General features: G+C 67.6%; 20 protein-coding genes. 12 read left to right on the top strand and 8 right to left on the bottom strand.

Annotation, left to right across the window (positions count from 1 at the left end):
- Window positions 1-2 precede the first annotated feature (2 nt).
- Complete coding sequence (gene ubiM, locus ACZ47F_RS03960; RefSeq protein ID WP_464925999.1) at window positions 3-1259, top strand: 5-demethoxyubiquinol-8 5-hydroxylase UbiM; 1257 nt, start codon at window positions 3-5, stop codon at window positions 1257-1259.
- Window positions 1260-1404: 145 nt separating this feature from the next.
- On the opposite strand, the gene cydC is transcribed toward ubiM, so the two are convergent.
- A complete protein-coding gene (gene cydC, locus ACZ47F_RS03955) occupies window positions 1405-3189 on the bottom strand; it encodes a thiol reductant ABC exporter subunit CydC (protein WP_464925998.1) in 1785 nt (594 codons plus the stop codon).
- Entirely contained in the window at window positions 3186-4955 is a 1770-nt protein-coding gene (cydD, locus tag ACZ47F_RS03950) for a thiol reductant ABC exporter subunit CydD (protein WP_464925997.1), read from the bottom strand. Before cydD ends, cydC begins: the two co-directional genes overlap by 4 nt.
- A gap of 183 nt (window positions 4956-5138) precedes the next feature.
- Here cydD and ACZ47F_RS03945 point away from each other — a divergent pair, with 183 nt between their 5' ends.
- Together ACZ47F_RS03945 and ACZ47F_RS03940 are read left to right on the top strand one after the other, a co-directional pair.
- Window positions 5139-5588, top strand: coding sequence for an OsmC family protein (locus ACZ47F_RS03945; protein ID WP_464925996.1), 450 nt, complete (start codon window positions 5139-5141; stop codon window positions 5586-5588).
- Window positions 5589-5629: 41 nt separating this feature from the next.
- Window positions 5630-6286, top strand: coding sequence for a class I SAM-dependent methyltransferase (locus tag ACZ47F_RS03940; RefSeq protein ID WP_464925995.1), 657 nt, complete (start codon window positions 5630-5632; stop codon window positions 6284-6286).
- Window positions 6287-6350: 64 nt separating this feature from the next.
- Here the strand turns inward: ACZ47F_RS03940 and ssb are convergent, their stop codons facing one another.
- A complete protein-coding gene (gene ssb, locus ACZ47F_RS03935; RefSeq protein WP_464925994.1) occupies window positions 6351-6827 on the bottom strand; it encodes a single-stranded DNA-binding protein in 477 nt (158 codons plus the stop codon).
- A gap of 83 nt (window positions 6828-6910) precedes the next feature.
- Window positions 6911-8167 (bottom strand): MFS transporter, encoded by a 1257-nt coding sequence (locus tag ACZ47F_RS03930; RefSeq protein WP_464925993.1) that lies wholly within the window; start codon window positions 8165-8167, stop codon window positions 6911-6913.
- A gap of 276 nt (window positions 8168-8443) precedes the next feature.
- On the opposite strand from ACZ47F_RS03930, the gene uvrA reads away from it, so the two are divergent.
- A complete protein-coding gene (uvrA, locus tag ACZ47F_RS03925; protein ID WP_464925992.1) occupies window positions 8444-11314 on the top strand; it encodes an excinuclease ABC subunit UvrA in 2871 nt (956 codons plus the stop codon).
- 67 nt (window positions 11315-11381) lie between these two features.
- Window positions 11382-11627, top strand: a complete 246-nt coding sequence (locus tag ACZ47F_RS03920; protein ID WP_464925991.1) for a GlsB/YeaQ/YmgE family stress response membrane protein — start codon at window positions 11382-11384, stop codon at window positions 11625-11627.
- A 24-nt stretch (window positions 11628-11651) separates the two neighbouring features.
- On the opposite strand, the gene tyrS is transcribed toward ACZ47F_RS03920, so the two are convergent.
- Window positions 11652-12884, bottom strand: coding sequence for a tyrosine--tRNA ligase (gene tyrS / locus ACZ47F_RS03915; RefSeq protein WP_464925990.1), 1233 nt, complete (start codon window positions 12882-12884; stop codon window positions 11652-11654).
- Between the two features lie 305 nt (window positions 12885-13189).
- On the opposite strand from tyrS, the gene ACZ47F_RS03910 reads away from it, so the two are divergent.
- From ACZ47F_RS03910 to ACZ47F_RS03900, 3 genes are all read left to right on the top strand, one after another.
- Window positions 13190-14605 carry a peptidoglycan DD-metalloendopeptidase family protein gene (locus ACZ47F_RS03910; RefSeq protein WP_464925989.1) on the top strand — a complete coding sequence of 472 codons (1416 nt, stop codon included), beginning with the start codon at window positions 13190-13192 and terminating at the stop codon, window positions 14603-14605.
- A 67-nt stretch (window positions 14606-14672) separates the two neighbouring features.
- A complete protein-coding gene (locus tag ACZ47F_RS03905; protein ID WP_464925988.1) occupies window positions 14673-15998 on the top strand; it encodes a peptidoglycan DD-metalloendopeptidase family protein in 1326 nt (441 codons plus the stop codon).
- A 22-nt stretch (window positions 15999-16020) separates the two neighbouring features.
- Window positions 16021-17097: an anhydro-N-acetylmuramic acid kinase gene (locus ACZ47F_RS03900; RefSeq protein WP_464926569.1), complete on the top strand. Its 1077-nt coding sequence runs from the start codon at window positions 16021-16023 to the stop codon at window positions 17095-17097.
- Here the strand turns inward: ACZ47F_RS03900 and ACZ47F_RS03895 are convergent.
- Window positions 17085-18020, bottom strand: a complete 936-nt coding sequence (locus ACZ47F_RS03895; protein WP_464925987.1) for a LysR family transcriptional regulator — start codon at window positions 18018-18020, stop codon at window positions 17085-17087. The genes ACZ47F_RS03900 and ACZ47F_RS03895 overlap by 13 nt on opposite strands.
- 145 nt (window positions 18021-18165) lie before the next feature.
- Here ACZ47F_RS03895 and ACZ47F_RS03890 point away from each other — a divergent pair, with 145 nt between their 5' ends.
- Together ACZ47F_RS03890 and ACZ47F_RS03885 are read left to right on the top strand one after the other, a co-directional pair.
- Window positions 18166-19797 carry an NADH-quinone oxidoreductase subunit L gene (locus tag ACZ47F_RS03890; protein WP_464925986.1) on the top strand — a complete coding sequence of 544 codons (1632 nt, stop codon included), beginning with the start codon at window positions 18166-18168 and terminating at the stop codon, window positions 19795-19797.
- Between the two features lies 1 nt (window position 19798).
- Window positions 19799-22276 carry a YbcC family protein gene (locus ACZ47F_RS03885; protein WP_464925985.1) on the top strand — a complete coding sequence of 826 codons (2478 nt, stop codon included), beginning with the start codon at window positions 19799-19801 and terminating at the stop codon, window positions 22274-22276.
- Window positions 22277-22336: 60 nt separating this feature from the next.
- On the opposite strand, the gene erpA is transcribed toward ACZ47F_RS03885, so the two are convergent.
- Window positions 22337-22714, bottom strand: a complete 378-nt coding sequence (gene erpA, locus ACZ47F_RS03880; protein ID WP_464925984.1) for an iron-sulfur cluster insertion protein ErpA — start codon at window positions 22712-22714, stop codon at window positions 22337-22339.
- A 55-nt stretch (window positions 22715-22769) separates the two neighbouring features.
- A complete protein-coding gene (gene argC, locus ACZ47F_RS03875) occupies window positions 22770-23828 on the bottom strand; it encodes an N-acetyl-gamma-glutamyl-phosphate reductase (protein ID WP_464925983.1) in 1059 nt (352 codons plus the stop codon).
- Window positions 23829-23996: 168 nt separating this feature from the next.
- Between argC and yajC the strand changes: the two genes are divergently transcribed.
- Both yajC and secD read left to right on the top strand, forming a co-directional pair.
- Window positions 23997-24332 (top strand): preprotein translocase subunit YajC, encoded by a 336-nt coding sequence (gene yajC, locus ACZ47F_RS03870; RefSeq protein WP_464925982.1) that lies wholly within the window; start codon window positions 23997-23999, stop codon window positions 24330-24332.
- Window positions 24333-24440: 108 nt separating this feature from the next.
- On the top strand, window positions 24441-26408 hold the full coding sequence (gene secD / locus ACZ47F_RS03865; protein WP_464925981.1) for a protein translocase subunit SecD: 1968 nt from the start codon (window positions 24441-24443) through the stop codon (window positions 26406-26408).
- Window position 26409: the final 1 nt, after the last annotated feature.

Raw genomic sequence — 26409 nt, 5'->3', positions numbered from 1 at the left:
CCATGATGTTCGACCTTGCCATCATCGGTGCCGGCCCGGCCGGTCTGTCCATGGTGCGGGCGCTGGCCGACAGCGGCCTGCGTATCGCCCTCATCGAGCAGCAAAGTGCCGCCGCGCTGGCCGATCCGCCGTTCGACGGCCGCGAAATCGCGCTGAGCCTGCGCAGCCTGCGCAGCCTGCGTGCCTCCGGCGTGTTCGACCACATTCCTGCCGACCAGGTGTTCCCGCTGGAACACGCGATCGTGATGAACGGCAACGACGGCCAGCCGATGCGCGTGGCGCCGCTGCGCGGCAAGACCGCGCTGGGCGCGCTGGTGCCCAACCAGCAGATCCGCCGCGCGGTATGGGCCGCGGTGCAGGGGCAACAGGGACTGACTCTGTTCGACCGCCACCGCGTCGGCGCGATTCGTACCGCTGCGGACGAGGTGGAAATCGAGCTACAGCCTTTGGCCGAGCCCGCTGCGGCGGAACAGACCGATGCGGCAGCAGCGGCGCGGCCCATTCGCGCCCGGCTGCTGATCGCCGCCGACAGCCGGTTTTCCGACACCCGGCGCAAGATGGGCATCGGCGCCGATGCGCACGACTTTGGCAAGACCATGCTGGTGTGCCGCATGCGGCACGAGCAGCCGCATCACCACACCGCCTGGGAGTGGTTCGGCTTCGGTCAGACGCTGGCGCTGCTGCCGCTGTCCGAGTATCTGTCGTCGGTGGTGCTCACCCTGCCGCCGCATGAGATGCAGGCCCTGCTCGAACTCCCGGATGCCGATTTCGAGCGCGACATCACCCGGCGTTACCAGGGGCGGCTGGGCCGGATGACGCGCGCTGGCAGCCGCCACACCTACCCGCTGATCGGGGTTTATGCGCAGCGGTTCGTCGGCCCGCGTGTTGCGCTGATCGGCGATGCCGCGGTGGGCATGCACCCGGTCACCGCGCATGGCTTCAACTTCGGGCTGCACGGGGTGGAGCTGTTGTCGCGCGAAATCCTCGCCGCAGTCCGCGCGGGTACCGACATTGCCGCGCCCGAGCGCTTGCAGCGCTTCGAGGCGGCGCATCGTCGCGCCACCCGGCCGCTGTACCTTGCCACCCAGGCGATCGCCACCCTCTACACCGACGATCGCCGCACGGCGCGGCTGGTGCGCCGGCTGGTGCTCGACGCCTCCAGTCGCTTCGGCCCGCTGCGACTGGCCATCGCTACCGCGTTGAGCGAGGAGGGGCTGAGCCTGCGCGGCCTGCTGCCGGCGCTACCCGGGCTGCGTTGAACGCGCCGCAGCCTGTTGATTCGGCACGCAGCGGTCTGAACTCCTCCCCCTCCCATCCTCCCCCACACGGCGGGGGAGGGGCCGCGCCTCATGCGTGACCACCGTGGGCGAGAACGCCTCCCCTACCCGGATGCTCCGTGTTGCCTTACAGCGCATCGTGCAGCGCGCGAAACGCGCCATGCGGGCGCGCCAGCAGCTCAGCCGGGCTGCCGCTTTCCACCACCCGGCCTGCTTCCATCACCAGCACCTGGTCGACCGCCGCAGGCAGCGCCGCGATGCGGTGGGTGATCAGCAGCACCGTACGGCCCTGCATCAGCGTGGCAATGTCGCGCAGCAGGTCGCGCTCGGTCAGCGTGTCCAACCCCTCGGTCGGTTCGTCCAGGATCAGCAGCGGCGCATCGCGCAGCAGCGCGCGGGCAATCGCCACGCGCCGCGCCTGCCCGCCCGACAGCCGCGTCCCGCCCTCGCCCACCCAGGTGTCGTACCCCTCGGGCAGGGACATGATGAAGTCGTGCAGCTGCGCCGCCTTGCATGCCGCGATCAGTTCCTGCCGTGTGGCATCGGGCTTGGCCAGCATCAGGTTGTCGGCAATCGTGGTGTTGAACAGATAGGTGTCTTGCGACACCACGGCGATATGCCCGCGCAGCACCTGCCCGGGCCAGGCACGCAAATCGTGACCGCCAATGCGCACCGTGCCGCGCTGGTACTCCCAGAACCGCAACAGCACCTGCACCAGCGTGCTTTTGCCCGCGCCGCTGGGCCCGACCAGCGCCACCCGCACACCCGGCTGCAGCCGCAGGCTCAGGCCGTCGAGCGCCCAGGCGCCGTCGGGCGCGCCGGGGTAGCGCAGCCCCAGATCCTCGATGACCAGGCCGGAGTCGAGCCACTGTGGCGCAGGCAGATCGGCAGGTTCGTCGATCTGCGGCCTGGCGTCGAGAATGTCAAAAATCCGCCGCGCCGCCGCCAGGGTCTCGCCCAACATCTGCAGCGCCAGCGGCAGCGGCAGCACGGCCTCGAAACTGGCCAGCACGAACAGCGCCAGCATCGGCAACTGCGCCGGGGCCAGACGGGCGCTGCCCACCAGCGCAATGGCCAGCAGCAGCGCACTCCACATCGCCAGATTGGCGCACAACACGAGCAGCCCCTGCGACAGCCCGGTGGCGCGGCTGAGCTGGCGCTGCTGGTCGATCATCGCATCGGAAATCTGCACGATGCGCCCCGCCTGCCGCTGTGCGCCGCCGTAGATGCGCAGCTCGCCCAGTCCCTGCAGGCCGTCCACCGCGGCGCCGCGCAGCCGCGCGCGCAGGTCCACCAATGCGCGGCCAGGCGCATGGCCAAGGCGCAAGGCCAGCAGCGGCACGGCACCGCCGGCCAGCAGCAAAAACAGCAGGGTGGATATGGCCACCCGGCCGCTGAACAGCGCCATCATCGCCAGCATGGCAAGGCCGCCGACCAGCGCCACCCCCACCGGCACCAGCACCCGCAGGTACAGGTGATTGAGCGCGTCGATGTCGCTGAGCAGGCGGCTGCTGAGGTCGGCGCCGCGCAGCTGCTGCAGCCGTGCCGGTGCCAGCGGTTCCAGGTGGCGGTAGAACCATACCCGCAACTCCTGTAGCAGCCGGAAGGTGGCTTCGTGCGTGACCAGCCGTTCGATGTAACGCCCCGCGGTGCGGGTAATGGCCATGCCGCGGATGAATGCTGCCGGAGTGAAGTAGTCCATCGCCGCGCCGACGAGGCCGACCAGCGCCATCTGCGCAATGAACCAGCCCGAGGTCGCCATCAGCGCCACGTTTGCTAGCAGCGTGACCAGCGCCGCCAGCGCACCCCATAGCATCCACTTGCGGTAGGGCAGGAACAGCCGGATCAGCCGAAGCAGGTCGGCACGCGCCTGCGCGACATCAAGATCGGCGGGCCACAAGGGCATGCTCATGGGTGGGCCTCCAGCAGTGCGCCGCTCGGGGCGTCATGCGCCCGCACCAGTGCCGCGAATGCGCCGCCGGCGGCCAGCAGCGCGTCGGGTGCGCCTTGCTCGACCACGCGGCCGGCATCGAGCACCACCACATGATCGGCGCGCAGCACCGTGCTCAGGCGGTGCGCTGCCAGAATGACACAGCGATGGTGCGCCAGATCGGCGATGACCGCGGTCACCTGCGCCTGCGTCTGCGCGTCGAGCTGCGCCGTGGCCTCGTCGAGCAGCACCAGCGGCGCTGCCTTGAGCAGCGCGCGCGCCAGCGCCAGCCGCTGCACCTGCCCGCCCGACAGTCCCATGCCGCGCTCGCCCAGCGGGGTGTCGTAGCCCTGCGGCAGCGCGGCGATGACCTCATGCACCTGCGCCGCGCGGGCTGCGCGCTCCACTGCCTGCTGGCTGACATCTGGCTGGCCCAGCGCAATGTTGTCGCGCACCGTGCCCTCGAACACGTGCGGGCGCTGCGGCACCCAGGCCACATGGCGCAGCCAGTCGTCCGGGTCGAGCGCGGCCAGTGGCGTGTCATTGACCAGAATCTGCCCTTGCGCCGGTTGCACCTGCGCCATCAGCGCGTGCAGCACCGTGCTCTTGCCTGCGCCGCTGGCGCCCACCAGTGCGGTCAGCCCGCGTGCCGGGGCGGAAAAGCTCACCCCGTCGAGCGCCGCGGGCAGGTCGTCGCCGTAGCGCACGGTCACGGCGTCGAAGCGGATGCGCACCGCTTGTGTCGCGTCCAGGGTTTGCGTCCCGCTGCTGCGTCTGGCATGCGGCGGGATCGGCGTGTCGAGCAGTTCGAGCAGCTTTTGCGCTGCGCCGATGGCTTCCATGCGGGCGTGATAGAACGTACCCATATTGCGCAGCGGCAGGTAGAACTCGGGGGCGAGCAGCAGCACGAAAAAGCCGTTGAAAAAATGCATCTCGCCGTAGAACAGTCGAAAGCCGATGAACACCGCGACCATCGCAATACTGATGGTTGACAGGAACTCCAGTACCACGGACGACAGAAACGCCACCCGCAGCACCTTCATCGTGCCGACGCGGTATTCCTCGGTCAGCGTGGCAACGACTTCGGCCTCATGGCGGCTCACGCCAAACAGCTTGAGCGTGGTTAACCCTTGCAGGCTGTCGAGAAAGCGCGCGCTCATACGGGCAAGCAGCTGCCATTGCTGCTGATTCATGGTCTCGGTGCCCTTGCCCACCAGAATCATGAAAATCGGGATCAGCGGTGCCGTGCCCAGCAGCACCAGCCCAGAAATCCAGTCCTGCGGCAGCACGAACATCAGAATGGACAGTGGCACCAGCGCGGTCAGCGACATGCTGGGCAGATAGCGTGCGTAATACGCCTCGAGCGCGTCGATGCCCACGACGATGGCATTGGCCAGATCGCCGCTGGATTGGCGGTTCAGCCACAGCGGCCCGAGCGCCTGCAGATGGTCGTACAGCCTTGTGCGCAGATCGCGTCGCACCTGCGCCGCGGCTTCGAAGGCCACGTTTTCCGAGGCGCGCATGAGCAAAAAGCGCAAAACGAAAACGGGCAGCATCGCCGCCAGTTCGCCCCATACATCGGCCAACTGCCGGTGCTCGATGATGACCGCTGACACCACCCGCGCCAGCAGCCACGCCTGCACGATGATCAGCCAGCCGGCCAGCAGCCCCAGCCCGACCGCGCGGTTCAGCGCCGGCTGGATGTCTTTCTTGCGCGACTTGAGCCAGAGTTCTTCGGGAGTTGCCAAGATGGGGATACCGTCAATTGCGGGGCGCAGCGCGGTGGCGCGATCAGAGCATCATCTTAGGCGCCGCCGTCCCGTTCCTGGCGATTGCACAGGCACTAAAGTTCACCGGAAACAAACGGCCCGCAACGAATGCGGCGGACAATTGTTGCTGTGCGTTTGCAGCGCTGCCACTCAGGAACGTTCATGGACGACAAACAACCTCCCAGCGTCACCCTCAGACAGATCAAGGACTATCAGTTCGACATCCATTACGCGCCCGACCGTCCAGCCATCGTGTCGGACGAGCCGCCACCTCTGGGCGCGGGCGTGGGGCCGTCGCCCTCGCACCTGCTGCTCGCCGCAGTGGGCAACTGCATGACCTCCAGCCTGTATTTCGCGCTGACCAAGTTCAAGCTCGACCCCAAGGGGCTGACCACCACGGCCACCGCCGAGATCGGCCGCAACGTCGCGGGCCGTCTGCGCGTGCTGTCGATTGCCGTGGACATCCGCATGGGCGCCGCCGCGCAGGGCATGGAACGTCTGGATCGGGTGCTGATGCAGTTCGAGCAGTTCTGTACCGTGGGCGAGAGCGTGCGCCAGGGCATTCCGGTCACGGTATCGGTGTTCGACGGCGCCGGGCAGAAACTCAAATAAGCGCGCAAAATGACGGCTCTGCGACAACCGTTGCAACCGTCATGAACACCCAATCGCCTGCCCCCCGCGCATCTGCCGGCTTTGCCGACGCGCGCGACACCTGGAACGCCCGTTTCTCCCAACCCGGACTGCACTACGGTGCCGAGCCCAATGCCTTTCTGGTGCGTGAATCGTCCCGGCTCGCGCCGGGCAGCCGCATCCTGAGCGTTGCCGACGGCGAGGGGCGCAACAGCATTTGGTTGGCCGAGCAGGGGCATCAGGTCAGCGCCTTCGACATCTCGCCGATCGCGGTCGACAAGGCGCGGCGCTGGGCAACCGAGCGCGGCGTCGAGGTGGATTTCCATGTTGCCGCGGTCGACGAATGGGACTGGTCGCCTGAGCGATTTGACGCCGTGGTGGCAATCTTCGTGCAGTTTGCCGACCCGGATCTGCGCACGCGGCTGTTTTCCTGGATGTGGCGCACCCTCAAACCCGGCGGTCTGCTGCTGGTCGAAGGCTACGCGGTGGAGCAACTGGCTTACGGCACCGGCGGCCCGGGTCGGCGCGATCATCTCTACACCCTGGAGCTGCTGCGCGAACTGCTGCCGCAGGCGCAGTGGCTGCTGCTGCAGCAGCACGAGGCCGTGCTCAACGAAGGCCGCGGCCATGTCGGCCGCTCGGCGCTGATCGACGCGGTGGCGCGCAAGCCCGCCGCCTGACGCCGGGCCTGCGCGGCAGGCGGCGCATCGCCCCCGTCTGCCGTGCGGAGGGCGGCGTGTGCGGTCAGAAGGGGATGTCGTCGTCCATGTCGGCGAAGTCGCTCGGCGGCTTGCTGGTTGCCGGCGCACGGGTCGGGGCGGGGCGACCTGTGGCAGCGTTGTCGCGGCTGCGGCCGTAGCCCTCGTCGTCTGCTGCGCCGCCACCGTCGCGGCTGCCCAGCAGCTGCATCTCCTCGGCGATGATCTCGGTGGTGTATTTCTCGACGCCGTCCTTGTCGGTCCACTTGCGGGTTTTCAGCCGCCCCTCGACATAGACCGGGCGGCCCTTCTTGAGATATTCCCCGGCGATTTCGGCCAGACGGTCATAGAACACCACCCGGTGCCATTCGGTTTCCTCGCGCTTTTCGCCGCTGGTCTTGTCTTTCCAGTTGCGCGTGGTGGCCAGGGTGATGTTGCAGATCGCCGCGCCGCTGGGCGCGTAGCGGGTTTCGGGATCGCGGCCGAGATTGCCGATGAGGATGACTTTGTTGACAGAGGCCATGGTGTGTCCTGGATTGCGTGGCGCAACGTGCGCTGCTCAGACGACAAGCATAGCGCCAGCCACCAGCAGGCCGCCCGACGGAATCAGGCGTTCTGAGGCCGCGCTGGCGTGGCCTCGGCGGCTTTGTGCCGCTGCGGCGGCTCGATGGTGGTGGCAACGACCAACCAGATGGCTGCCAGTGCCGCAGCCACCAGGAACACACCTTCCTTACTGGCGTACTGCGCCAACAGACCGCCGACCGCGCCGCCGGCAAACAGCCCGAGCGATTGCCCGGTGTTGTAGATGCCCAGCGCCAGCCCCTTGCGGTTGGGCGGCGCGGTGCGCGACACCAGCGAAGGCAGCAGCGCCTCCATCACATTGAACGCCAGGAAGAAGAAGAACAGCGCCGCGATCAGCGCCACCGGGTGCTTGTAGCCCGCGGCAAAACCCAGCATGGTCAGCACCAGCAGCGCCACGCTGCCGACGAACACGGGTTTCATGTAGCCGTATTTCTCGGCCCAGATGATCCCCGGAATCGCCAGCGCGAACGAGATCAGCGTGACCGGCAGGTAGACCATCCAGTGATGCAGCAGCGGAATGCTGGCGTACTGCACCAGCGCCACCGGCACGACGACGAACATGCTGACCTGCAGAAAGTTGACGACGAAGATCGAAAAGTCGAGCTTGAGCAGCGCCGGCGCAAACACCGCGCGTGCCCAGTGGCCCTCGACCTCCTCTGCGTGCGTGACCATCGGCACGCTGGGCACCACCCAGATGACGACCGCGATCGCCCCCAGCGCGAGCACGCCGGTGAGCTGGAACATGCCGGGTACCGAAATCGCGTGGTAGATCGGCGGGCCGAGCAGCAGCGACAGGATGAACGCCATGCCGATGCTCATGCCGACCATGGCCATGGCTTTGGTGCGATGCTGCTCGCGGGTGGAGTCGGCAATCAGTGCGGAAATGGCAGCGGAGATCGCCCCCGAGCCCTGGATCGCGCGACCGGCGATGATGAGATAGAGGTTGTCGCTCGCCCCCGCGAGGAACGAGCCGAGCGCAAACAGCGCCAGCCCGAACACCATCACCGGCTTGCGGCCGAAGTGATCGCTGGCCAGCCCGAACGGGATTTGCATCAGCGCCTGCGTCAAGCCGTAAATACCCAGCGCCAGCCCGACGAGAAACTTGTCATGCCCCTGCGGCAGATGCTGCGCATACACCGCGAACACCGGCAGGATGAAAAACAGCCCGAGCATGCGCAAGCCGTAGATCGAGGCGAGCGTCATGCTGGCGCGGCGCTCGGCAGGAGTCATCGCATCGTCGGCGCGGGCGGTGAGGGATCGTCGGGAGGTTTTGGAAGCCATGGGAGAGCACTGCGGAGGCCGCGGGTCGGACCTGGGGGGCGGAAGCCGGATGCCGACTGGGGCAACCGGCCCGCTTTGCGGCAAGGGCGCATTTTCGCGCAAAAAGCATCCGTTTTGCTGACGAGTCGGGCAAGAATGCCGGTTGTTACACGCGGTTTCACTTGGCGCCGACGCTGCCGGCCTTGCCACCCCACGAACGGGTCTGGGTGGGTGGGTGTGAGCGGCGGTCGCGCTTGCCCCTTATAGTGTCGGGTTGGCCTTTTGCAGCTTGCTCCGATGACAGATTCCGCCACCACGCACCAGCCGCCCGACCCTGCCCCGGCAGATGCGCTGATCCGCGTGCGCGGGGCGCGCACCCACAATCTGAAAAACATCTCGCTCGATCTGCCGCGCAACAAACTGGTGGTCATCACCGGGCTGTCGGGGTCGGGCAAGTCCAGTCTAGCGTTCGACACCCTGTACGCCGAGGGGCAGCGCCGCTATGTGGAGAGCCTGTCGGCCTATGCGCGGCAATTCCTGCAGTTGATGGAAAAGCCCGATGTCGATCTGATCGAGGGGCTGGCGCCGGCGATTGCGATCGAGCAAAAGGCCACCAGCCACAACCCGCGCTCGACCGTCGGCACGGTCACCGAAATCCATGACTACCTGCGGCTGCTCTATGCCCGCGCCGGCACGCCGCATTGCCCGCACCATCCCGATCAACCGCTGCAGGCGCAGACCATTTCGCAAATGGTCGATGTGCTGTCGGCCTGGCCGCCGGGGTTGCGGCTGCTGATTCTTGCGCCACTGCCACCGGCGCCCACCGGCACTGCGGCCCGGCTGGCCGCGCTGCGGGCGCAGGGCTTTGTGCGGTTTCGGCTCGACGGCGAGGTGGTCGATGCGCAAAGCCTGCCCAGCCCCGACGCGCCGCAGCCGCAGCGCATCGAAGTGGTGGTCGATCGCATCAAGACCGGCCCCGATCTGCGCCAGCGCCTGGCCGAAAGCCTGGAGACCGCGCTGCGCCTGTCCGAAGGCCGGGCGCTGGCGCTCGACGCCGACAGCGGCGCGCTCACCGCGTTTCACAGCCGCCCGACCTGCCCCATTTGCGACACCACGGTGCCGCCGCTCGAGCCGAAGATGTTCTCGTTCAACAACCCGGCCGGCGCCTGCCCCACCTGCGACGGGTTGGGGCAGGTCGAGCGTTTCGACCCGGCGCGGGTGGTGGCGCACCCCGAGCTCAGCCTGGCCAGCGGCGCGATTCGCGGCTGGGACCGGCGCAACGCCTTTTACTTCCAAATGCTGCAGGCGCTGGGCGCACATTACGGCTTCAACCTCGACACACCGTATGAGCAGTTGCCGCAGACCGTGCGCCATGTGCTGCTGCACGGCAGCGGCACCGAGGCGATTGCCTTTACCTATCTAAACGATCGCAACAAGCCCACGGTCAGGCAGCACCCGTTCGAGGGCATCCTGCCCAATCTGGAGCGCCGCTGGCGCGAGACCGACAGCCCCGCGGTGCGCGAGGAACTGGCGCGCATGCGCACCGTGCAGATCTGCCCGGACTGCCACGGCGCGCGCCTGGGCGTGGTGGCGCGCCATGTCACCATCGGCGGGCAGCGGCTGCAGGTGCTGGCGCGGCTGCCGCTGCGCGAACTGCACGATTGGTTCGGCGCGCTGCAGCTCGACGGCCAGCGCGCCGAGGTCGCTGCGCGCCTGGTGCATGAAATCGGCAGCCGCCTGCGCTTTCTGATCGACGTGGGGCTGGACTATCTCACCCTGGACCGCAGCGCCGACACCCTGTCGGGCGGCGAGGCGCAGCGCATCCGCCTGGCCAGCCAGATCGGCTCGGGGCTGACCGGGGTGATGTACGTGCTCGACGAGCCGTCCATCGGTCTGCACCAGCGCGACAACGACCGACTGATCGCCACGCTCAAGCGCCTGCGCGATCTGGGCAACAGCGTGATCGTGGTCGAACACGACACCGATGCCATTTTGTGCGCCGACCATGTGGTCGACATGGGGCCGGGCGCGGGCGAGCACGGCGGGCGCATCATCGCCCACGGCACGCCGCAGCAAGTCATGGCTCACCCCGACTCGCTCACCGGCGCATTCTTGAGCGGCCGGCGCAGCGTGTTTCGCGGTAGGCCGCGGCAGCCGGACGCGCCCGAGCACTGGCTCACCCTGCGCGGCGCCTGCGGCAACAATCTGCATGACGTCACCGCGCGTTTTCCGCTGGGGCGAATCACCTGCGTGGCCGGGGTGTCGGGTTCGGGCAAGTCCACCCTGATCAACGAGACCCTATACGCCGCCTGTGTGCGGGAACTCAACCGCGCCGGGCTGCAGGCCGCACCCTATGCGGCCATCGACGGGCTCGATCAACTCGACAAGGTGATCGCGGTCGATCAGTCGCCCATCGGCCGCACCCCGCGCAGCAATCCCGCGACCTACACCGGGCTGTTTGCCCCCATCCGCGAGCTATACGCACAAACCCCTACCGCGCGCGAACGCGGCTACGACGCCGGGCGGTTTTCGTTCAACGTCAAGGGCGGGCGCTGCGAAGCCTGCCAGGGCGATGGCGCGGTGAAGGTGGAAATGCATTTCATGCCCGACCTGTACGTGCCGTGCGACGTGTGCGGCGGCCAGCGCTACAACCGCGAAACGCTGGAAGTCACCTATCGCGGCCTGAACATCGCACAGGCACTGGACCTCACGGTCGACCAGGCGCTGGACACCTTCTCCGCCGTGCCCGCCATTGCTCGCAAGCTGCAAACCCTCAAGGACGTAGGCCTGGGCTACATTCGCCTGGGGCAGTCGGCCATTACCCTGTCGGGCGGCGAGGCGCAACGGGTCAAGCTCGCGCTCGAACTGTCCAAGCGCGACACCGGACGCACCCTGTACATCCTCGACGAGCCGACCACCGGCCTGCACTTTGCAGACATCGAGCTGCTGCTCGGTGTGCTGTCCAGGCTGCGCGACGCCGGCAACACCATCGTGATCATCGAGCACAACCTGGACGTGATTGCCAGCGCCGACTGGGTCGTCGAACTCGGCCCCGGCGGCGGCGCCAGCGGCGGGCGACTGATCGCCGAAGGCCCGCCCGAGGCGATTGCCGGCAATCCAAGCAGCGTCACCGGCCCCTATCTGGCGCGGGTGCTGCGCGGCGCGTAGGACAATTCCGTCCCAAGGGTGATACCTTGCATCCATCGTTAACCGCCTGCGGGCGAGGGAGCATGGCATGGGACTCATCGGATTTCTGCTCATCGGCCTGATCGCCGGGTGGCTGGCCGGCAAAATCATGCGCGGCGGCGGCTTCGGCCTGCTGGGCGACATGGTGGTCGGCGTGGTCGGCGCGTTCATCGGCGGCTTTCTCTTCAACGCGCTGGGGCTGTTCCCGGGGGTGGGCATCGTGCCCAGTCTGGTGGTGGCGACCATCGGCGCCATCGTGCTGCTGTGGCTGATCCGGCTGGTGAAAAAAGCCTGACCGAACGCGCTGGCCCGCGCCGCTTCAGCCCAGCGTCACCCGCGCAAACTTGCGCTTGCCCACCTGCAGCACCACGGTGCCGGCAGAGAGCTTGAGGGCGCGGTCTTCGGCCACCGTGCCGTCGATGCGCACGCCGCGCTGCTCGATCATGCGCACGCCCTCGGCGGTGGACGGCACCAGCCCGGCCTGCTTGAGTGCCTGCGGCAGGGCCAGGCCGCCTTCGGGCAGCGTCAGGCGCACCTCGGGAATGTCGTCGGGGATGCCGCCGCTGGCGCGCAGCGCGAAGTCGGCCTCTGCAGCATCGGCTGCGGCAGCCGAGTGGAAGCGGGTGACGATCTCGCGGGCCAGCAGCACCTTGACTTCCTTGGGATTGCGCCCGGCCTCGACCTCGGCCTTGAGTGCGGCGATCTCCTGCATCGGGCGAAACGACAGCAGCTCGAAATACCGCCACATGAGCGTGTCGCTGATCGACAGCAGCTTGGCGAACATGGTCGCCGCCGGCTCCTGGATGCCGATGTAGTTGCCCTTGGACTTGGACATCTTTTCCACGCCGTCCAGCCCTTCGAGCAGCGGCATGGTGAGGATGCACTGCGGCTCCTGGCCGTATTCGCGCTGCAGTTCGCGTCCGACCAGCAGGTTGAACTTCTGGTCGGTGCCGCCAAGCTCTAGGTCGCTCTTGAGTGCCACCGAGTCGTAGCCCTGCATCAGAGGGTAGAGCAGCTCGTGCATGGCAATGGGCACGCCGTCCTTGAAGCGCTTGGTGAAGTCGTCGCGCTCGAGCAGCCGTGCCAGGGTGTACTTGGCCGCCAGGCGGATCATGCCATCGGCGCCCAGCGGTTCGCTCCACTCGGAGTTGTAGCGAATCTCGGTCTTTTGCGGATCGAGCACCAGACTGGCCTGGGCGTAATAGGTCTGCGCGTTGGTCTGGATCTGCTCGAGGGTCAGCGGCGGCCGCGTGGCGTTGCGCCCGCTGGGATCGCCGATGCGCGAGGTGAAATCGCCGATCAGGAAGATCACCGTGTGCCCTAGATCCTGCAACTGCCGCAGCTTGTTGAGCACCACGGTGTGGCCCAGGTGGATGTCGGGCGCGGTCGGGTCGAGCCCGAGCTTGATGCGCAGCGGCTGGCCGGTGCGATGGCTGCGGCTGAGCTTGGCGATCCAGTCGGCCTCGACCAGCAGCTCGGCGCAGCCGCGTTTGGTGATGGCCAGCGCTTCGCGCACGGCGTCGGGGAGATCGGCGGGAGAGTCGGAGTTCATCGTGGGGAAAATCAAAAGGCGCATCGGGCAGGCTGCTAGACTTGCCGCCTGAAGTCCGTGCTGCACCCGGTTTCAGCAAAGGGTGCAGTGTATTCGGTGCCATAGCGTGATCGCTGGTTGGCTGGCATGAGCCCACGCGCAGACCCTCCAGCCGCGCCCAGGGTGCGCTCGCAGACGCGCGGTCGCGCGCATCTCGCCGCCCGTCGTCGGTGGCGCCATCACGGTGTCGGAGGCTGCGCCTTCGGCGCCACTTTCCATTGTCGGGATCGGCGCTTGCGCCACGGCCTGAAGTGTGAGGAGTGGGGATGTCTTTTGTCGAATTCGATCGCGCTGCGTGGCAGGGCCGAGCCCGGAATCTGGCCGACTGGCTGCACCAGCATCACAAACGGGTGTTCGCAGGGGTGGGCGCGGGTTTGCTGTTGACCAGCGCCGCAGCCTTTGCCCTGGCTTACGAGGGGCCGCAGGCGCACCCGCCGACCCCGACCTGGGTGAGCGTCGCCGTGGCCAGCACCGCACCGCAACAGGCCGAACTGCTGTCCACCGCCGACCAGGTGGTCTACACCACCGCGCATGTCCGAGCGAACGACAGCGTGGAGTCGCTGCTGCGCCGGCTGCAGGTGACCGATCCGCAGCAGCTGCGCCAGCTCAGCGCGCAGCCCGAGATGCGTGCGCTGGTCAGCGGCGACCCAGGGCGCGTGGTCAGCGCGCAGGTCAGCGCGCTCGGCGAGCTGCAACGTCTGCAGGGCCGTTTGCCGGGTCTGGCACCGGCGCCAGGCGGCGGCGATGCGCGGCAGTGGCGCGAGTTGCGCGTGCAGGCCACGCCGCAGGGCTGGGATATCCATACTGCAACACGTATCGTCGAGCCTGCGCTGCGCGCAGCCAGCGGCGTGGTCCAGTCCAGCTTCTTTGCTGCGGCAGACGCAGCCGGACTGCCGCACAGCGTGGCCTCGCAGCTGATCGATGTGTTCGACACCCAGATCAATTTCCGCCGGAGTCTGCGCCCGGGCGACCGCTTCGACGTGGTGTACCGGGTCTATCAGGCGCAGGGCCAGACCCTGGCCGACGGCCGGCTGCTGTCGGCGCAGTTCGTCAATCAGGGGCATGCGTACAAGGCGGTGTGGTTCGACGCCAGGGGCGATGCCAAGGCTTCGGGCTACTACGCTCCGAACGGCGACAGCCTGGCCCGCGCGTTTTTGCTCTCTCCGCTGCCGTACGACCGCATCACCTCGGGCTGGGGCTGGCGTGAAAACCCGGTGATGCACTTCCACGAGTTCCACAAAGGCATCGATTTGGCCGTGCCGATCGGCACGCCGGTCAAGACCATTGCCGATGGCCGCGTGGTGTATGCGGGCTGGGGCACGGGCTACGGCAAGTATGTCAAGGTCGAGCATCCTGGAGGCTTTGCCACCATCTACGCGCACCTGAGTGCGTTCAAGGTGCATGTGGGCGAGCAGGTCAAGCAGGGTGAGGTGGTCGCGCTGTCGGGCAATACCGGCTGGTCCACCGGGCCGCATCTGTACTTCCAGTTCTTCGTGCATGGCACCCCGGTCAACCCGCTGACCATTGCACAATACGCGCCCAAGGGCACGCCGGTGCCTGCTGCGCTGCGGCCCGAGTTCATGGCGCAGACCGCCGAACCACGCAGGCTGCTGGCTGTGATCGATCGTGCTCCCCGGGTTGCCAGCGCCACGCCACCGGCAAGGGGGGCGCGGCATGGTTGATGCCTCCCGCGCCAGACTTTCCGCAGTCGTCCAGCACCTCTCCCAGCGAACGGTCGATTTGACCGCCGTGCTGCGGTCGCATCCACGTCGCGTTGCCGCGGCGGTGGGCGGCGCCTTGCTGCTCAGCAGTGCCGGGGCCTGGGCGTTGGTCGAGGCACAGCCGCCGCTGCCGCCACGGGTCACCGTCGCCAGCGCCTATGACGCCGGGGTGCAAGCACAGACGGAGGCGATCGCCAGTGCCGATCTGCACTATGCCTACAGCACGCTGGTGCGCCGTCAGGACACGGTGCAGCAGTTGCTGCGGCGTCTGGGCGTGACCGACCCTGCCGCCGTGCGGCAGCTCGGCGCCGATGCCCGCCTGCGCGCGCTGGTGTCCGCCGGTGCCAGCCCCGAGCCGGTGCGCGCACTGGTCAACGCCCAGGGGGAACTGGTGCGGCTCGACGCCATACTGCCGCTGCCCGCGGGCGACAGGACCACGCCACTGTGGCGTGAGCTGCAGGTGCGTGGCGGCGCAGATGGCACGCTGCAGGTCAGCACCACCGAACGACCGATGCAGCTGCGCACCCGCCTGGCCAATGTACCGGTGCGCGGCGCGCTGAACACGGCGCTGCTGCAGGCCGGTGTGCCGCTGGACATCGGCAGCCAGTTGCTCAAGGTGTTTGCGCCGCAGATAGATCTGCGCCGCAGTCTGCGCCGGGGCGACCAGATCGCGCTGGTGTTCGAGATGCAGACCCTAGACGGCCGCGACGTGCGCCCAGGACGGCTGCTGGCCGCGGAAGTCCGCACCCGTGGCATCACACGGCAGGCGGTTTGGTTTGCCAGCGGCGACGACAGCCAGGGTGCCTACTACACCCCGGCGGGCCAGAGCCTGGAGCGGGCCTGGGCGAGCTCTCCGCTGCCCGGCGCCAAGATCACCTCGCCGTTCGGCATGCGCCTGCATCCGGTGCGGGGCGTGCGTGAAATGCATGAGGGCGTCGATTACGCTGCACACATCGGCACGCCGGTGCCCAGCGTTGCCGATGGCCGGGTGAAATTCGCCGGGGTGCAGGCCGGTTATGGACTTGTGGTCAAGATCGCCCATCCCGGTGGCTTCGAAACCGTCTATGCGCATCTGAGCAGCATCGCGGTCAAACCCGGCCAGAAAGTCAGCGAGGGCGATCTGATCGGCAAAACCGGCAACAGCGGGATGTCCACCGGGCCCCACTTGCATTTCGAGTTCCACGCGGCGGGCCGCTTGGTCGATCCCCAGCGCATGGCCAGCTACGTGCCGCAAGGCAAGCCGCTGCCCCCGGGCGAGAAGGCCGCGTTTTTCGCGGCCACTGCGGTGTTGCGCACCCGGCTCGCGCAGGCAGCAGGCGGTGGTGACGTCGTCCAGCTGGCCCGTGCCGACTGAAGCCGCGTCCACAATCGGCCTGATGTCGGGCACTTCGCTCGACGGGGTCGATGGCGTGCTGCTCGACAGCTCTGCCGGACCGCCGCGGGTGCTGGCGCATGCGGCGCGCCCGCTGCCCGCGCCGCTGCGCGCCGAGCTGCTGGCGCTGAACACCTCCGGGCCGGACGAACTGCACCGCAGCGCCCTTGCCGCGGCGCAACTGGTCCAGGTCTACGCCGCAGTGGTCGCCGAGCTGCTGCAGACTGCCGGGCCGTGCGCCGGGGTGGTTGCTGCAATCGGCGCGCACGGACAGACCGTGCGCCACCGTCCCGATCTGGGCTACACCGTCCAGCTCAACGCACCGGCGCTGCTGGCCGAGCGCACCGGCATCACGGTGGTGGCCGACTTTCGCGGCCGCGATGTCGCTGCTGGCGGGCAGGGCGCGCCGCTGGTGCCCGCATTCCACCGCGCGGTGTTCGCCGTGACCGGCGAGGATGTCGCGGTGCTCAACCTCGGTGGCTTTGTCAACCTCAGCCTGCTCTACGCCGACGGCCGCACCCTGGGCTTCGACACCGGACCCGGCAACGCCCTGCTCGACCACTGGGTGCAGCGCCACACCGGCCAGCCGTTCGATCGCGACGGCGCCTGGGCCGCCAGCGGCGCAGTGCAGGACGAGCTGTTGCGCGCGCTGCTGGCCGATCCGTTCTTTTCCCGCGCTGCACCCAAGAGCACCGGACGCGACGATTTCCACCCTGCCTGGCTCGAACGCCACCTGGCCCGGCTGGCCACCCCACCCGCGCCGCAGGACGTGCAGGCCACGCTGGCAGCGCTCACCGCTCGCAGCGTGGCAGACGCGCTGCTGCACGCCATGCCGCAGGTGCGTCGGCTGGTGGTCTGCGGCGGCGGGGCGCGCAACCACGATCTGCTGCGCCGGCTGCAGGCCGCCCTCCCCGGGGTGCCCTGCCGGCTCAGTGATGCCTGCGGCATTCCAGCCGAGCAGGTCGAGGCGGCGGCGTTCGCCTGGCTGGCTCGGCAAACCCTGCTTGGCCTGCCCGGCAATCTGCCTGCAGTCACCGGTGCTGCCGGGCCGCGCATTCTTGGGGCGATCTATCCGGCGTGACGCCCGGGCGCGGCCGGCTCGCGGTGCGCGAGCAGGTCCACATGCCCGCGCAGAAAGTCCAGAAACGCCCTGGCCACCACCGACAGCTCCTTGTCGCGCGGCCACACCACATACCAGTGGCGACGGATCGGAAAACCCTCGACGTCGAGCACCGCAACTTCGTCCAGACGTGGGTCGGCATGCAGGGTGCTCAGCGACAGGATGCCCAGCCCCAGTCCGCCGGCCACCGCCTGCTTGATCGCCTCGTTGCTGCCTAGCTCCATGCGCACGCTCAGGTTCAGGCCGCGCTCGCGAAACACCCGCTCTACGGTCAGCCGTGTGCCCGAGCCGCGCTCACGCAGGATGAAGGGCTCGCGCGCCACTTCGTCTAGGGTGATGCTACGGCGTCCGCTCAACGGATGGTCTGCGGCGGCCAGCACCACCAGGGTGTTTTCCAGAAAGGGCTCGCGCACGATGTCCAGATCGTCGGGCGGCACGCCCATCACATACAGGTCGTCCTGATTGCGCGACAGACGTTCGAGCACGCGGTCGCGGTTGACCACTTCCAGCGCGATGTCGATGCCGGGATAGGCGTTGCAGAACGGGCCGAGCAGCCGCGGCATGAAGTATTTGGTCGTGGTCACCGTGGCGATGCGCAGCCGACCTTGCTTGATGCCCTTGAGGTCGGCAATGGTCTGCTCGAACCGGCCCCAGGTCTCCAGCCAGCCGCCGCAGGTGGCGTACAGCGCCTCGCCGGCTTGCGTCAGGTAGATGCGCTTGCCGATCTGCTCGAGCAGCGGCAGCCCCACGGCCTCCTGCAGCAGCCGGATCTGCTTGGACACCGTGGGCTGGGTGACGTGCTGCTCATCGGCCGCACGCGAAAAGCTGCGCAAGCGTGCCACGGCCTCGAAGGTGCGCAATTGACGCAGGGTGACATGCAGCATCGGCTTCGCTCCCAAAAGTATAGCCTAAAGGCAATGGTTTTGATGATAACAATTCATTAGTTTTTTGATCTGGCTCTCCCTAGACTGCCTTCCTATTCAATGCGCGCCCAGTCCGCGACGCTGCAAACCCACCGAGGAGATTCCCATGACAGACTTCACCCCTGTTGTTTCTCCCGCCGTCGGCCTGGTGCCGCCGGCGGTGCTCTGGCTGGCCGGGCTGCTCGGCAGCCGCTGGGCAGCGACCCGGCCTGCCGCGGTCGCTCGCTTGAATACCGCAGCGGCCTGGGCTGCGTTTGCTGCGGCGGTGGGCATCGCCGCAGCGTTTGCGCTGCGGCCGCCGGTGGCGTGGAGCGCGTTTTCCATCGCTCTGCCCGGCCATGTCGGGGCGTTTTCGCTCAGCGTCTATCTGAACGCGGTCACCCTGGTGATGCTGCTGCTGGTGTCGTTCGTCGGCGTGATCGTCTCGCGCTTTGCGCGCACCTATCTCGACCGCGAGCCAGGACAGGGGCGGTTTCACCTGTGGCTGATGTGGACGCTGGCGGCGATCCTGACGCTGATCGTCAGCGGCAACCTGCTGCTGTTCGCGCTGGCGTGGATGGCCACCAGCCTGTGCCTGCACCAGTTGCTCACCTTCTACCGCGAGCGCCCGGCGGCGATGCTTGCGGCGCACAAAAAATTCGTCGCCAGCCGCATCGGCGATGCCGCGCTGCTGCTGGCGGTGCTGTTGATCGGCAGTCATCTGCACACGCTGGAACTGCCCGAGCTTTACACCCGGCTGGCCGTGCCGCTGCAGTCGCTGCCGCTGGGCCTGCAGGTGGCTGCGCTGCTGGTGGTGGCGAGTGCGGCGCTGAAGTCGGCGCAGTTTCCGCTGCACGGCTGGCTGATCCAGGTGATGGAGGCGCCCACGCCGGTGTCGGCGCTGCTGCACGCGGGCATTGTCAACGCCGGGGCGTTTCTGGTGCTGCGCATGAGTCCGCTGATGTCACAGTCGGCTCTGGCGCTGTCGGTGCTGGCGCTGGTCGGGCTGGTGACTCTGGCGCTGGCCGCGCTGGTCATGCTCACCCAGACCAGCATCAAGGTGTCGCTGGCCTGGTCGACCACCGCGCAGATGGGGTTCATGCTGCTCGAATGCGGCCTGGGGCTTTACAGCCTGGCGATGCTGCACCTGGTAGCGCACTCGCTGTACAAGGCGCATGCCTTTCTGGCCTCGGGCAGCGGGGTGGACGGCTTTCGTGCCCCGGCGGTGCGCTACGGCGGCGCGCAGCCCGGCTTGTTGCAGACGGTGGCCATGCTCGCGCTGGCGGCCGTGGTGTCGGTCGGGCTGGCGGCGGCGTTCGGGCTGGACTGGAGGCACGAGCCGGCGTTGATCGCCGCCGCGGTCATTGTGTCGGTGGCGACCGCGCAGCTGATGCTGCAAACCACCGCTGTGCTCGGCGCGGCGCAGTGGCTGCGCGCATTCGGGCTGGCTGCGGTGGTGTGCGCGGCCTATGACCTGTTGCACGCCGGGTTTGATGCGCTGCTGCGTGGCAGTGTGGTGCCGCTGCAGCCCGCCGCAGCTGCGGCACAGGTCTGGCTGGTGCCGTTGGTCATCGGCGTGTTCCTGCTGCTGCTGGCCGCGCAGCGGTTCATCTCCAGCAGCCCCTCGGCGCTGCGCCAGCGGCTGTGGGTGCACCTCTACAACGGCCTGTACATCGACGTGGCGATTACCCGCGTGCTGCAGCGCGCCTGGCCGTCGCCGACGCTGCAAACCACCTCCCCCGTTTCTACCGGAGCCTGACATGAACCTCACCGACGCCACCCAAGCCCTGACCGCCGCCGAGCAGCTCGACGCCCGCATCGACGCCGCCTGCGCACGCATCGCGCCACTGTGGCCGCTCAAGCACTTCGTCGCGGTCAACCCGTATTTCGGCCTGCGTGACCTGCACTTTCAGGATGCCTCCGACCTGCTGGCCCGGGTGGCCGGCAGCAGCCTGTATATGCCCTGGGACTACTGGCGCGAGCAGGTGGACAGCGGCCGCATCACGCCGGAGGATATCGACGAGGCGCTCACCCGCCTAGGCAGCGCGCTGGACGTGCAGGACGTGCTGCACACCCTGTCCACCCGCGCACCCAAGCCGCGGCTGGGCATGGCGCCGGTCAGCGTGATCCTTGAACGGGTCGAGGGCGGGCTGTGGTCCAGCTTTGTCACCGAGCGCATCAGCCTGCACTGCGCGGCGTATTTCGATCTCGGCCAAGCTTTTGTTGCCATGCCTTGGCGTGGGCAGGGTCTCTACGCCAGCTGGAAGGCCGCGGCAATGATCGACCGCAGCCCGGCAATGATGGGCCTGGGCGACTTTCGCACCGCGGTCGCTCGCCTGCCCGCACAGCCGCGCGAGGCGATCGCCTGGGCGATTGCGCAGCTGGAGATCCCCGACGCCGCGCTCGAGCGCTACTTGCATGCTGCGCTGCTGAGCATCAACGGCTGGGCGTCTTGGACGCGCTACCTGCGCTGGCAGGCCGAGCTGCAGGGGGGGCGCGACGACTCCATCGTCGATCTGCTGGCCATCCGGCTGATGTGGGACGTGCTGCTCTACCAGGAAAAACGCAGCTCGGCGCTGGTGGCGCGCTGGCATGACATGCTCGCTGCCAGCATGCGCCCGCCGTCGGCCAAGCGCCAGGCCGCTGCCGAGATCGACCGCATCGTGCTGCTGGCGATGGAAGTCGGGGTGCAGCGTCACATTGCCAAGGGGCTCAAGCGCTCCTCCCCGGCGAAACCGTCGCGGCCTGCGCTGCAGGCGGCGTTTTGCATCGATGTGCGCTCGGAGGTGTTCCGCCGCAGTCTGGAGACTGTGGCGCCGCAGGTGCAGACCGTGGGCTTTGCCGGGTTTTTCGGCATCTTCATCGAAGTGCTGCCGCTGGGCGCCGACAGCGGACGCATGCATGTGCCGGTGATCTTCAACCCGAGCTATTGCATCCCTGAGCAGGTCGAAGGCAGCGGCACGCCACATGTTGCGCAGCAGCGCCGCCAGCGCCTAGGTATGGCCAAGGCGTGGAAAGGCTTCAAGCTGTCGGCCGCGTCGTGCTTTTCCTTCGTCGAGGCCGCAGGCCTGATGTACGCCCCCAAGCTGCTGGCCAACAGCCTGGGCTGGTCGCGGCCGGTGCCCGATCCGGTGACCCAGGGGCTGGACTCGGGAACCTTCGCGCGGCTGCGGCCGGTCATTTCGGCGCACGGGGCGAACAGTTGCAGCCATGCGGGCCGGGTGCTGCCCGTGGGCATTCCCGAGGCCGACCGGGTGGACAACGCCGAGCGCATCCTGCGTGCCATGGGGTTGACCGAGCAGTTCGCCCGGCTGGTGTTGCTGGTCGGGCATGGCAGCACCACGGTGAACAACCCGCACGCCACCAGTCTGGACTGCGGCGCCTGTGCCGGGCAGACCGGCGAAGCCAGCGCGCGGGTGGTCGCCGCGCTGCTCAACCAGCCTTCGGTGCGTCAGGGGCTGCGAGCGCGCGGCATCGCCATCCCGCACGACACCTGGTTCCTGCCCGCGCTGCACGACACCACGACCGACGAGGTGCGGGTGTTCGATACCGACGATCTGCCCGAGACTTTGCGGGACGATCTGGCGCAGACCCGGCAGTGGCTGGAGCAGGCAGGCGACCTCACCCGCGTGGAGCGCGCCGCCTTCCTCGGCCTCACACACCTGCCCGACCACAAGGTGCATGCCGAGGTGCAGCGCCGCAGCCGCGACTGGGCGCAGGTACGGCCGGAATGGGCGCTGGCGAACAACGCCGCATTCATTGCCGCGCCGCGCCAGCGTACCGCCGGGCTCGACCTACAGGGCCGCGCCTTCCTGCATGACTATGTCTGGCAGCAGGACGCAGGATTCAAGATTCTGGAGCTGATCATGACCGCGCCCATGATCGTGGCCAACTGGATCAACCTGCAGTACTACGGCTCGGTAGTCGATGCTGCACGGCTGGGCAGCGGCAACAAGGTGCTGCACAACATCGTCGGCGGCGCGATCGGCGTGCTCGAGGGCAACGGCGGCGATCTGCGCGTGGGCCTGCCGCTGCAGTCGGTGCACGACGGAAAGCAGTGGATGCACGAGCCGGTGCGGCTGTCGGTGTTCCTCGAAGCACCGCAGGAGGCGATCGATGCCATCATCGCCCGGCACCAACTGGTGCGCGAACTGGTCGATGGCGGCTGGCTGCACATCCTGCAAATCGACCCCTCCGGCACCACCCATCGCCGCAAGGCCGCGGGGCACTGGGTGTGACGCTGAAAAACAAGAACCGCCCTGAAAGGGCGGTTCTTGTTGTCGGAGAAAACGGGATCGTCAGACCGAGAACGACGAGCCGCAGCCGCAGGTGGTCGTGGCGTTCGGGTTCTTGATCACGAACTGCGCGCCTTCGAGCCCTTCCTTGTAGTCGATTTCGGCGCCGATCAGGTATTGCAGGCTCATCGCGTCGATCAGCAGGGTGACGCCGTTCTTGACCATTTGCGTGTCATCCTCGTTGATCGCTTCGTCGAAGGTGAAGCCGTACTGGAAGCCCGAGCAGCCGCCGCCCTGCACGAACACGCGCAGCTTCAGATCGGGATTGCCTTCCTCGTCGATCAGCTCCTTGACCTTGGCCGCGGCGCTGTCGGTGAACAGCAGCGGCGCCGGCGGGGCGGCCATTTCGGCGGTGGGGGCGGTGTCAGGCATGGCGCTCATGGGCTTCTCCTTGAATGGAATTTAATTTTAGTGCCGCGCAAGACCCTGCGGTGCGTCAGGGCAGTACCGCCAGACCGTCCAGTCCTGTGGTTTCCGGCAGGCCGAACATCACGTTCATGTTCTGCACCGCCTGACCCGACGCCCCCTTGGTCAGGTTGTCCTGCGCCACCAGAATCATGGCGGTATCTGGCCGCGGCTTGTGCACCGCGATGCGCAGTACATTGGCGCCGCGCACTGAGCGGGTTTCGGGCGTGCTGCCGGCGGGCAGCACATCGACGAATGGCTCCTGCGCGTAGAACTGGGTGTACAGCGCTTGCAGATCGGTCGCCTGTCCTTCGGGCGTCAGCCGGACATAAAGGGTGGAGTGCATGCCGCGGATCATCGGTGCCAGATGCGGCACGAACAGGCAGTCCACCGCGCGGCTGTCCGCAGCGACACCGGCGATGCGGCGCAGTTGCTCGTTGATTTCCGGGCCGTGGCGGTGGCCCCCCACGCCGTAGGCCTTGAAATTGTCGGACGCCTCGCTGAACAGAAAGCCGATTTCCGCTTTGCGCCCCGCGCCGGACACGCCCGACACACATTTGGCCACCAGATGATCGGTCTCGACCAACCCCGGCGTGCGCAGCAGCGGTGCAAACCCGAGCTGCACCGTGGTCGGATAGCACCCTGGATTGGCCACGATGCGCGCTTGGGCGATCGCCGCGCGGTGCAGCTCGGGTAGGCCGTACACCGCCTCCTGCAGCAGTTCCGGGCAGGCGTGCTCCATGCCGTACCACCGGGTGAATTCAGCGACGTTTTTAAGCCGGAAGTCGGCGGCCAGGTCGATCAGCCGCACTCCGGCGTCGACCAGCCGGCGCGCCTGGGCCATCGCCACACCGTGCGGGGTGGCGAAGAAGACCACATCGCAGGTGTGCAGCGGCGCCTCGTCCGGGGTGGAGAACACCAGATCGACCTGCCCGCGCAGGCTGGGAAACAGCTCGGCCACCGGCATGCCCGCTTCCTTGCGCGAGGTAATCGCCACCAGCCGCGCCTGCGGATGGCGTGCCAGCAGGCGCAACAACTCCACTCCGGTGTAGCCGGTGCCGCCAACGATGCCGATGCGCAGAGGATTCATGGTGCGGGTTAGATTCAAAACCCTCATGGTATGCGCAGAAGGACTTGATCAGTGTTGCCCCAAATTCCGGAAATCGCGGTGCCGGGGCGCAGCTTTGCGACAATAGCCGATGGACCGACCCCGGCGGCTTGCCGGGATGCCGATGCTTCTCACCCTTTCCGACAGCCCATGAATTTCATTTCCATTGCCCATGCCCAAGCGACCACCCCGGCGCCCAGCGCCGGCTCCACGCTGATGAGCCTCCTGCCCATCATCGTGATGTTCGTCATTCTCTACTTCGTCATGCTGCGGCCGCAGATGAAAAAGCAAAAGGAGCTGCGCGCCATGCTCGCGGCGCTGGCCAAGGGCGACGAGGTGGTGACTGCTGGTGGCCTGGTGGGCAAGATCACCAAGGTCGGTGAGAACTACATCGGCCTTGAAATCGCTCCGAACACCGAAGTGCAGGTACAGCGTAGCGCCGTGACCATGGTGCTGCCCAAGGGCACGATCAAGAGCAGTATGTGATCGCACCGCACGGCCGCACGCCTGCGCGCACCACACCGCACGGGCCGGGCCTGCGCGGTTTTTCTTTCGACGCCGCAGCGCATGCGCGGCCGAATCGAGGTTGTTGCTATGAATCGCTATCCTTGGTGGAAATATCTCATCATGGTCGTCGTGCTGGTGGTGGGCGTGATCTACGCGCTGCCCAACCTGTACGGCGAGTCGCCCGCGGTGCAGATTTCCGGCATTGGCGGCAGCAAGGTGGACAACGTCCTGCTGCAAAAGGGCGAGCAGATTCTCGATGCCGCCGGGCTCAAGCCCGAATCGGCCGACTTCAACGGCACCACGGTGAATTACCGCTTCAGCAACACCAGCGTGCAGCTCAAGGCGCGCGACGTGCTGGCGCGTGCGCTCAACCCCAACCCGGCCGATCCACACTACGTCGTCGCGGTCAATCTGCTGTCGCGCTCGCCGCAGTGGCTGAAGGCGCTTGGCGCGCATCCGATGTATCTGGGTCTGGACCTGCGCGGCGGGGTGCACTTTTTGCTGCAGGTCGACATGCAGGCCGCGGTGCACAAAAAGCTCGACTCGATCGTCGGCGAGCTGCGGCGCGCGCTGCGTGACAAGGACGCGCGCTACACCAAGCTCGAGCGCGTCGGCGACAGCATCCAGGGGGTGTTCGTCGATGCCGCGGCGCTCGATGCCGCGCGTCAGCTCATCGCGCGCGAACACCCCGACCTGCAGATCGCCGCGCAGCCTCCAGCCGGGCCAAACAGCCTGAGCGCAACGCTGACCCCGGCGGCGGTCAAGCAGGAGGAGGAGTATGCGATCAAGCAGAACATCCAGACGCTGCACAACCGCATCAACGAGCTCGGCGTGGCCGAGCCCATCATCCAGCAGCAGGGGCGTGACCGCGTCGTGGTTGAGCTGCCGGGCATCCAGGACGTGGCGCGTGCCAAGGACATCCTCGGCCGCACCGCCTCGCTCGAGGTGCGCATGGTCGACGACAGTCCGGCGGCGCTGGCCGCGCTCGCCGGCCAGGGGCCGTTGCCACCCGGTGACCAGATCTTCCCCGAGCGCGGCGGCGGCAAGCTCGTGGTCAAGCGCGAGGTGCTGCTCACCGGCGACAACCTGACCGACGCGCAGCCCGGCTTCGACCAGCAAACGAACGAGCCGGCGGTGTTCCTTACCCTCGACTCCAAGGGCGCGCGGATCTTTCAGGATGTCACCCGCGAAAACATCGGTAAGCGTACCGCGATGATCCTGTTCGACCGCGGTCGCGGTGAGATCGTCACCGCCCCGGTGATCCGCAGCGAGATCGCCGGCGGCCGGGTGCAGATTTCAGGCAACATGACCGTGCAGGAGGCCAACGACACTGCGCTACTGCTGCGCGCGGGTGCGCTGGCTGCGCCGATGACCATTGTCGAGGAGCGTACCGTCGGCCCTAGCCTGGGTCAGCAGAACATCAACCAGGGCTTTCATTCGGTGACCTGGGGTTTTGTCGCCATCGTTGTGTTCATGTCGGCCTACTACATGTTCTTCGGCGTGGTGTCGTCCATCGCACTGGCGGTCAACCTACTGCTGCTGGTGGCGGTGCTGTCGATGCTGCAGGCCACGCTCACCCTGCCGGGCATCGCCGCGATGGCGCTGGCGTTGGGCATGGCGATCGACTCCAACGTGCTGATCAACGAGCGCATCCGCGAGGAACTGCGCAACGGCGCCAGCCCGCAGGCAGCGATCTTCCACGGCTACGAGCGCGCCTGGGCCACCATCTTCGACTCCAACGTCACCACCCTGATCGCCGGGGTCGCGTTGCTGATCTTCGGCTCCGGCGCGGTGCGCGGCTTTGCCGTGGTGCATGTGCTGGGCATTCTGACCTCGATGTTCTCAGCGGTGTTCTTTTCGCGCGGCGTGATCAACCTCTGGTATGGGCGCAAGCGGCGTCTGCACAGCATTTCCATCGGCCAGGTCTGGAAGCCCGAGGCCGCCGCGCCGGCGGCATCTGCGGCGACCGATGTCGCCGGCCACGCAGCTGGCGTCGGCAAGTCGCTCGACGCGCCCCGGCCACGCAGTACCAAACCCCGCCGCAAGCTGCACTGAA

Source organism: Thiomonas islandica (assembly GCF_055383445.1).
Note: the sequence above shows the minus strand (reverse complement) of the source record. Positions and strands in the feature narration are given on the sequence as shown.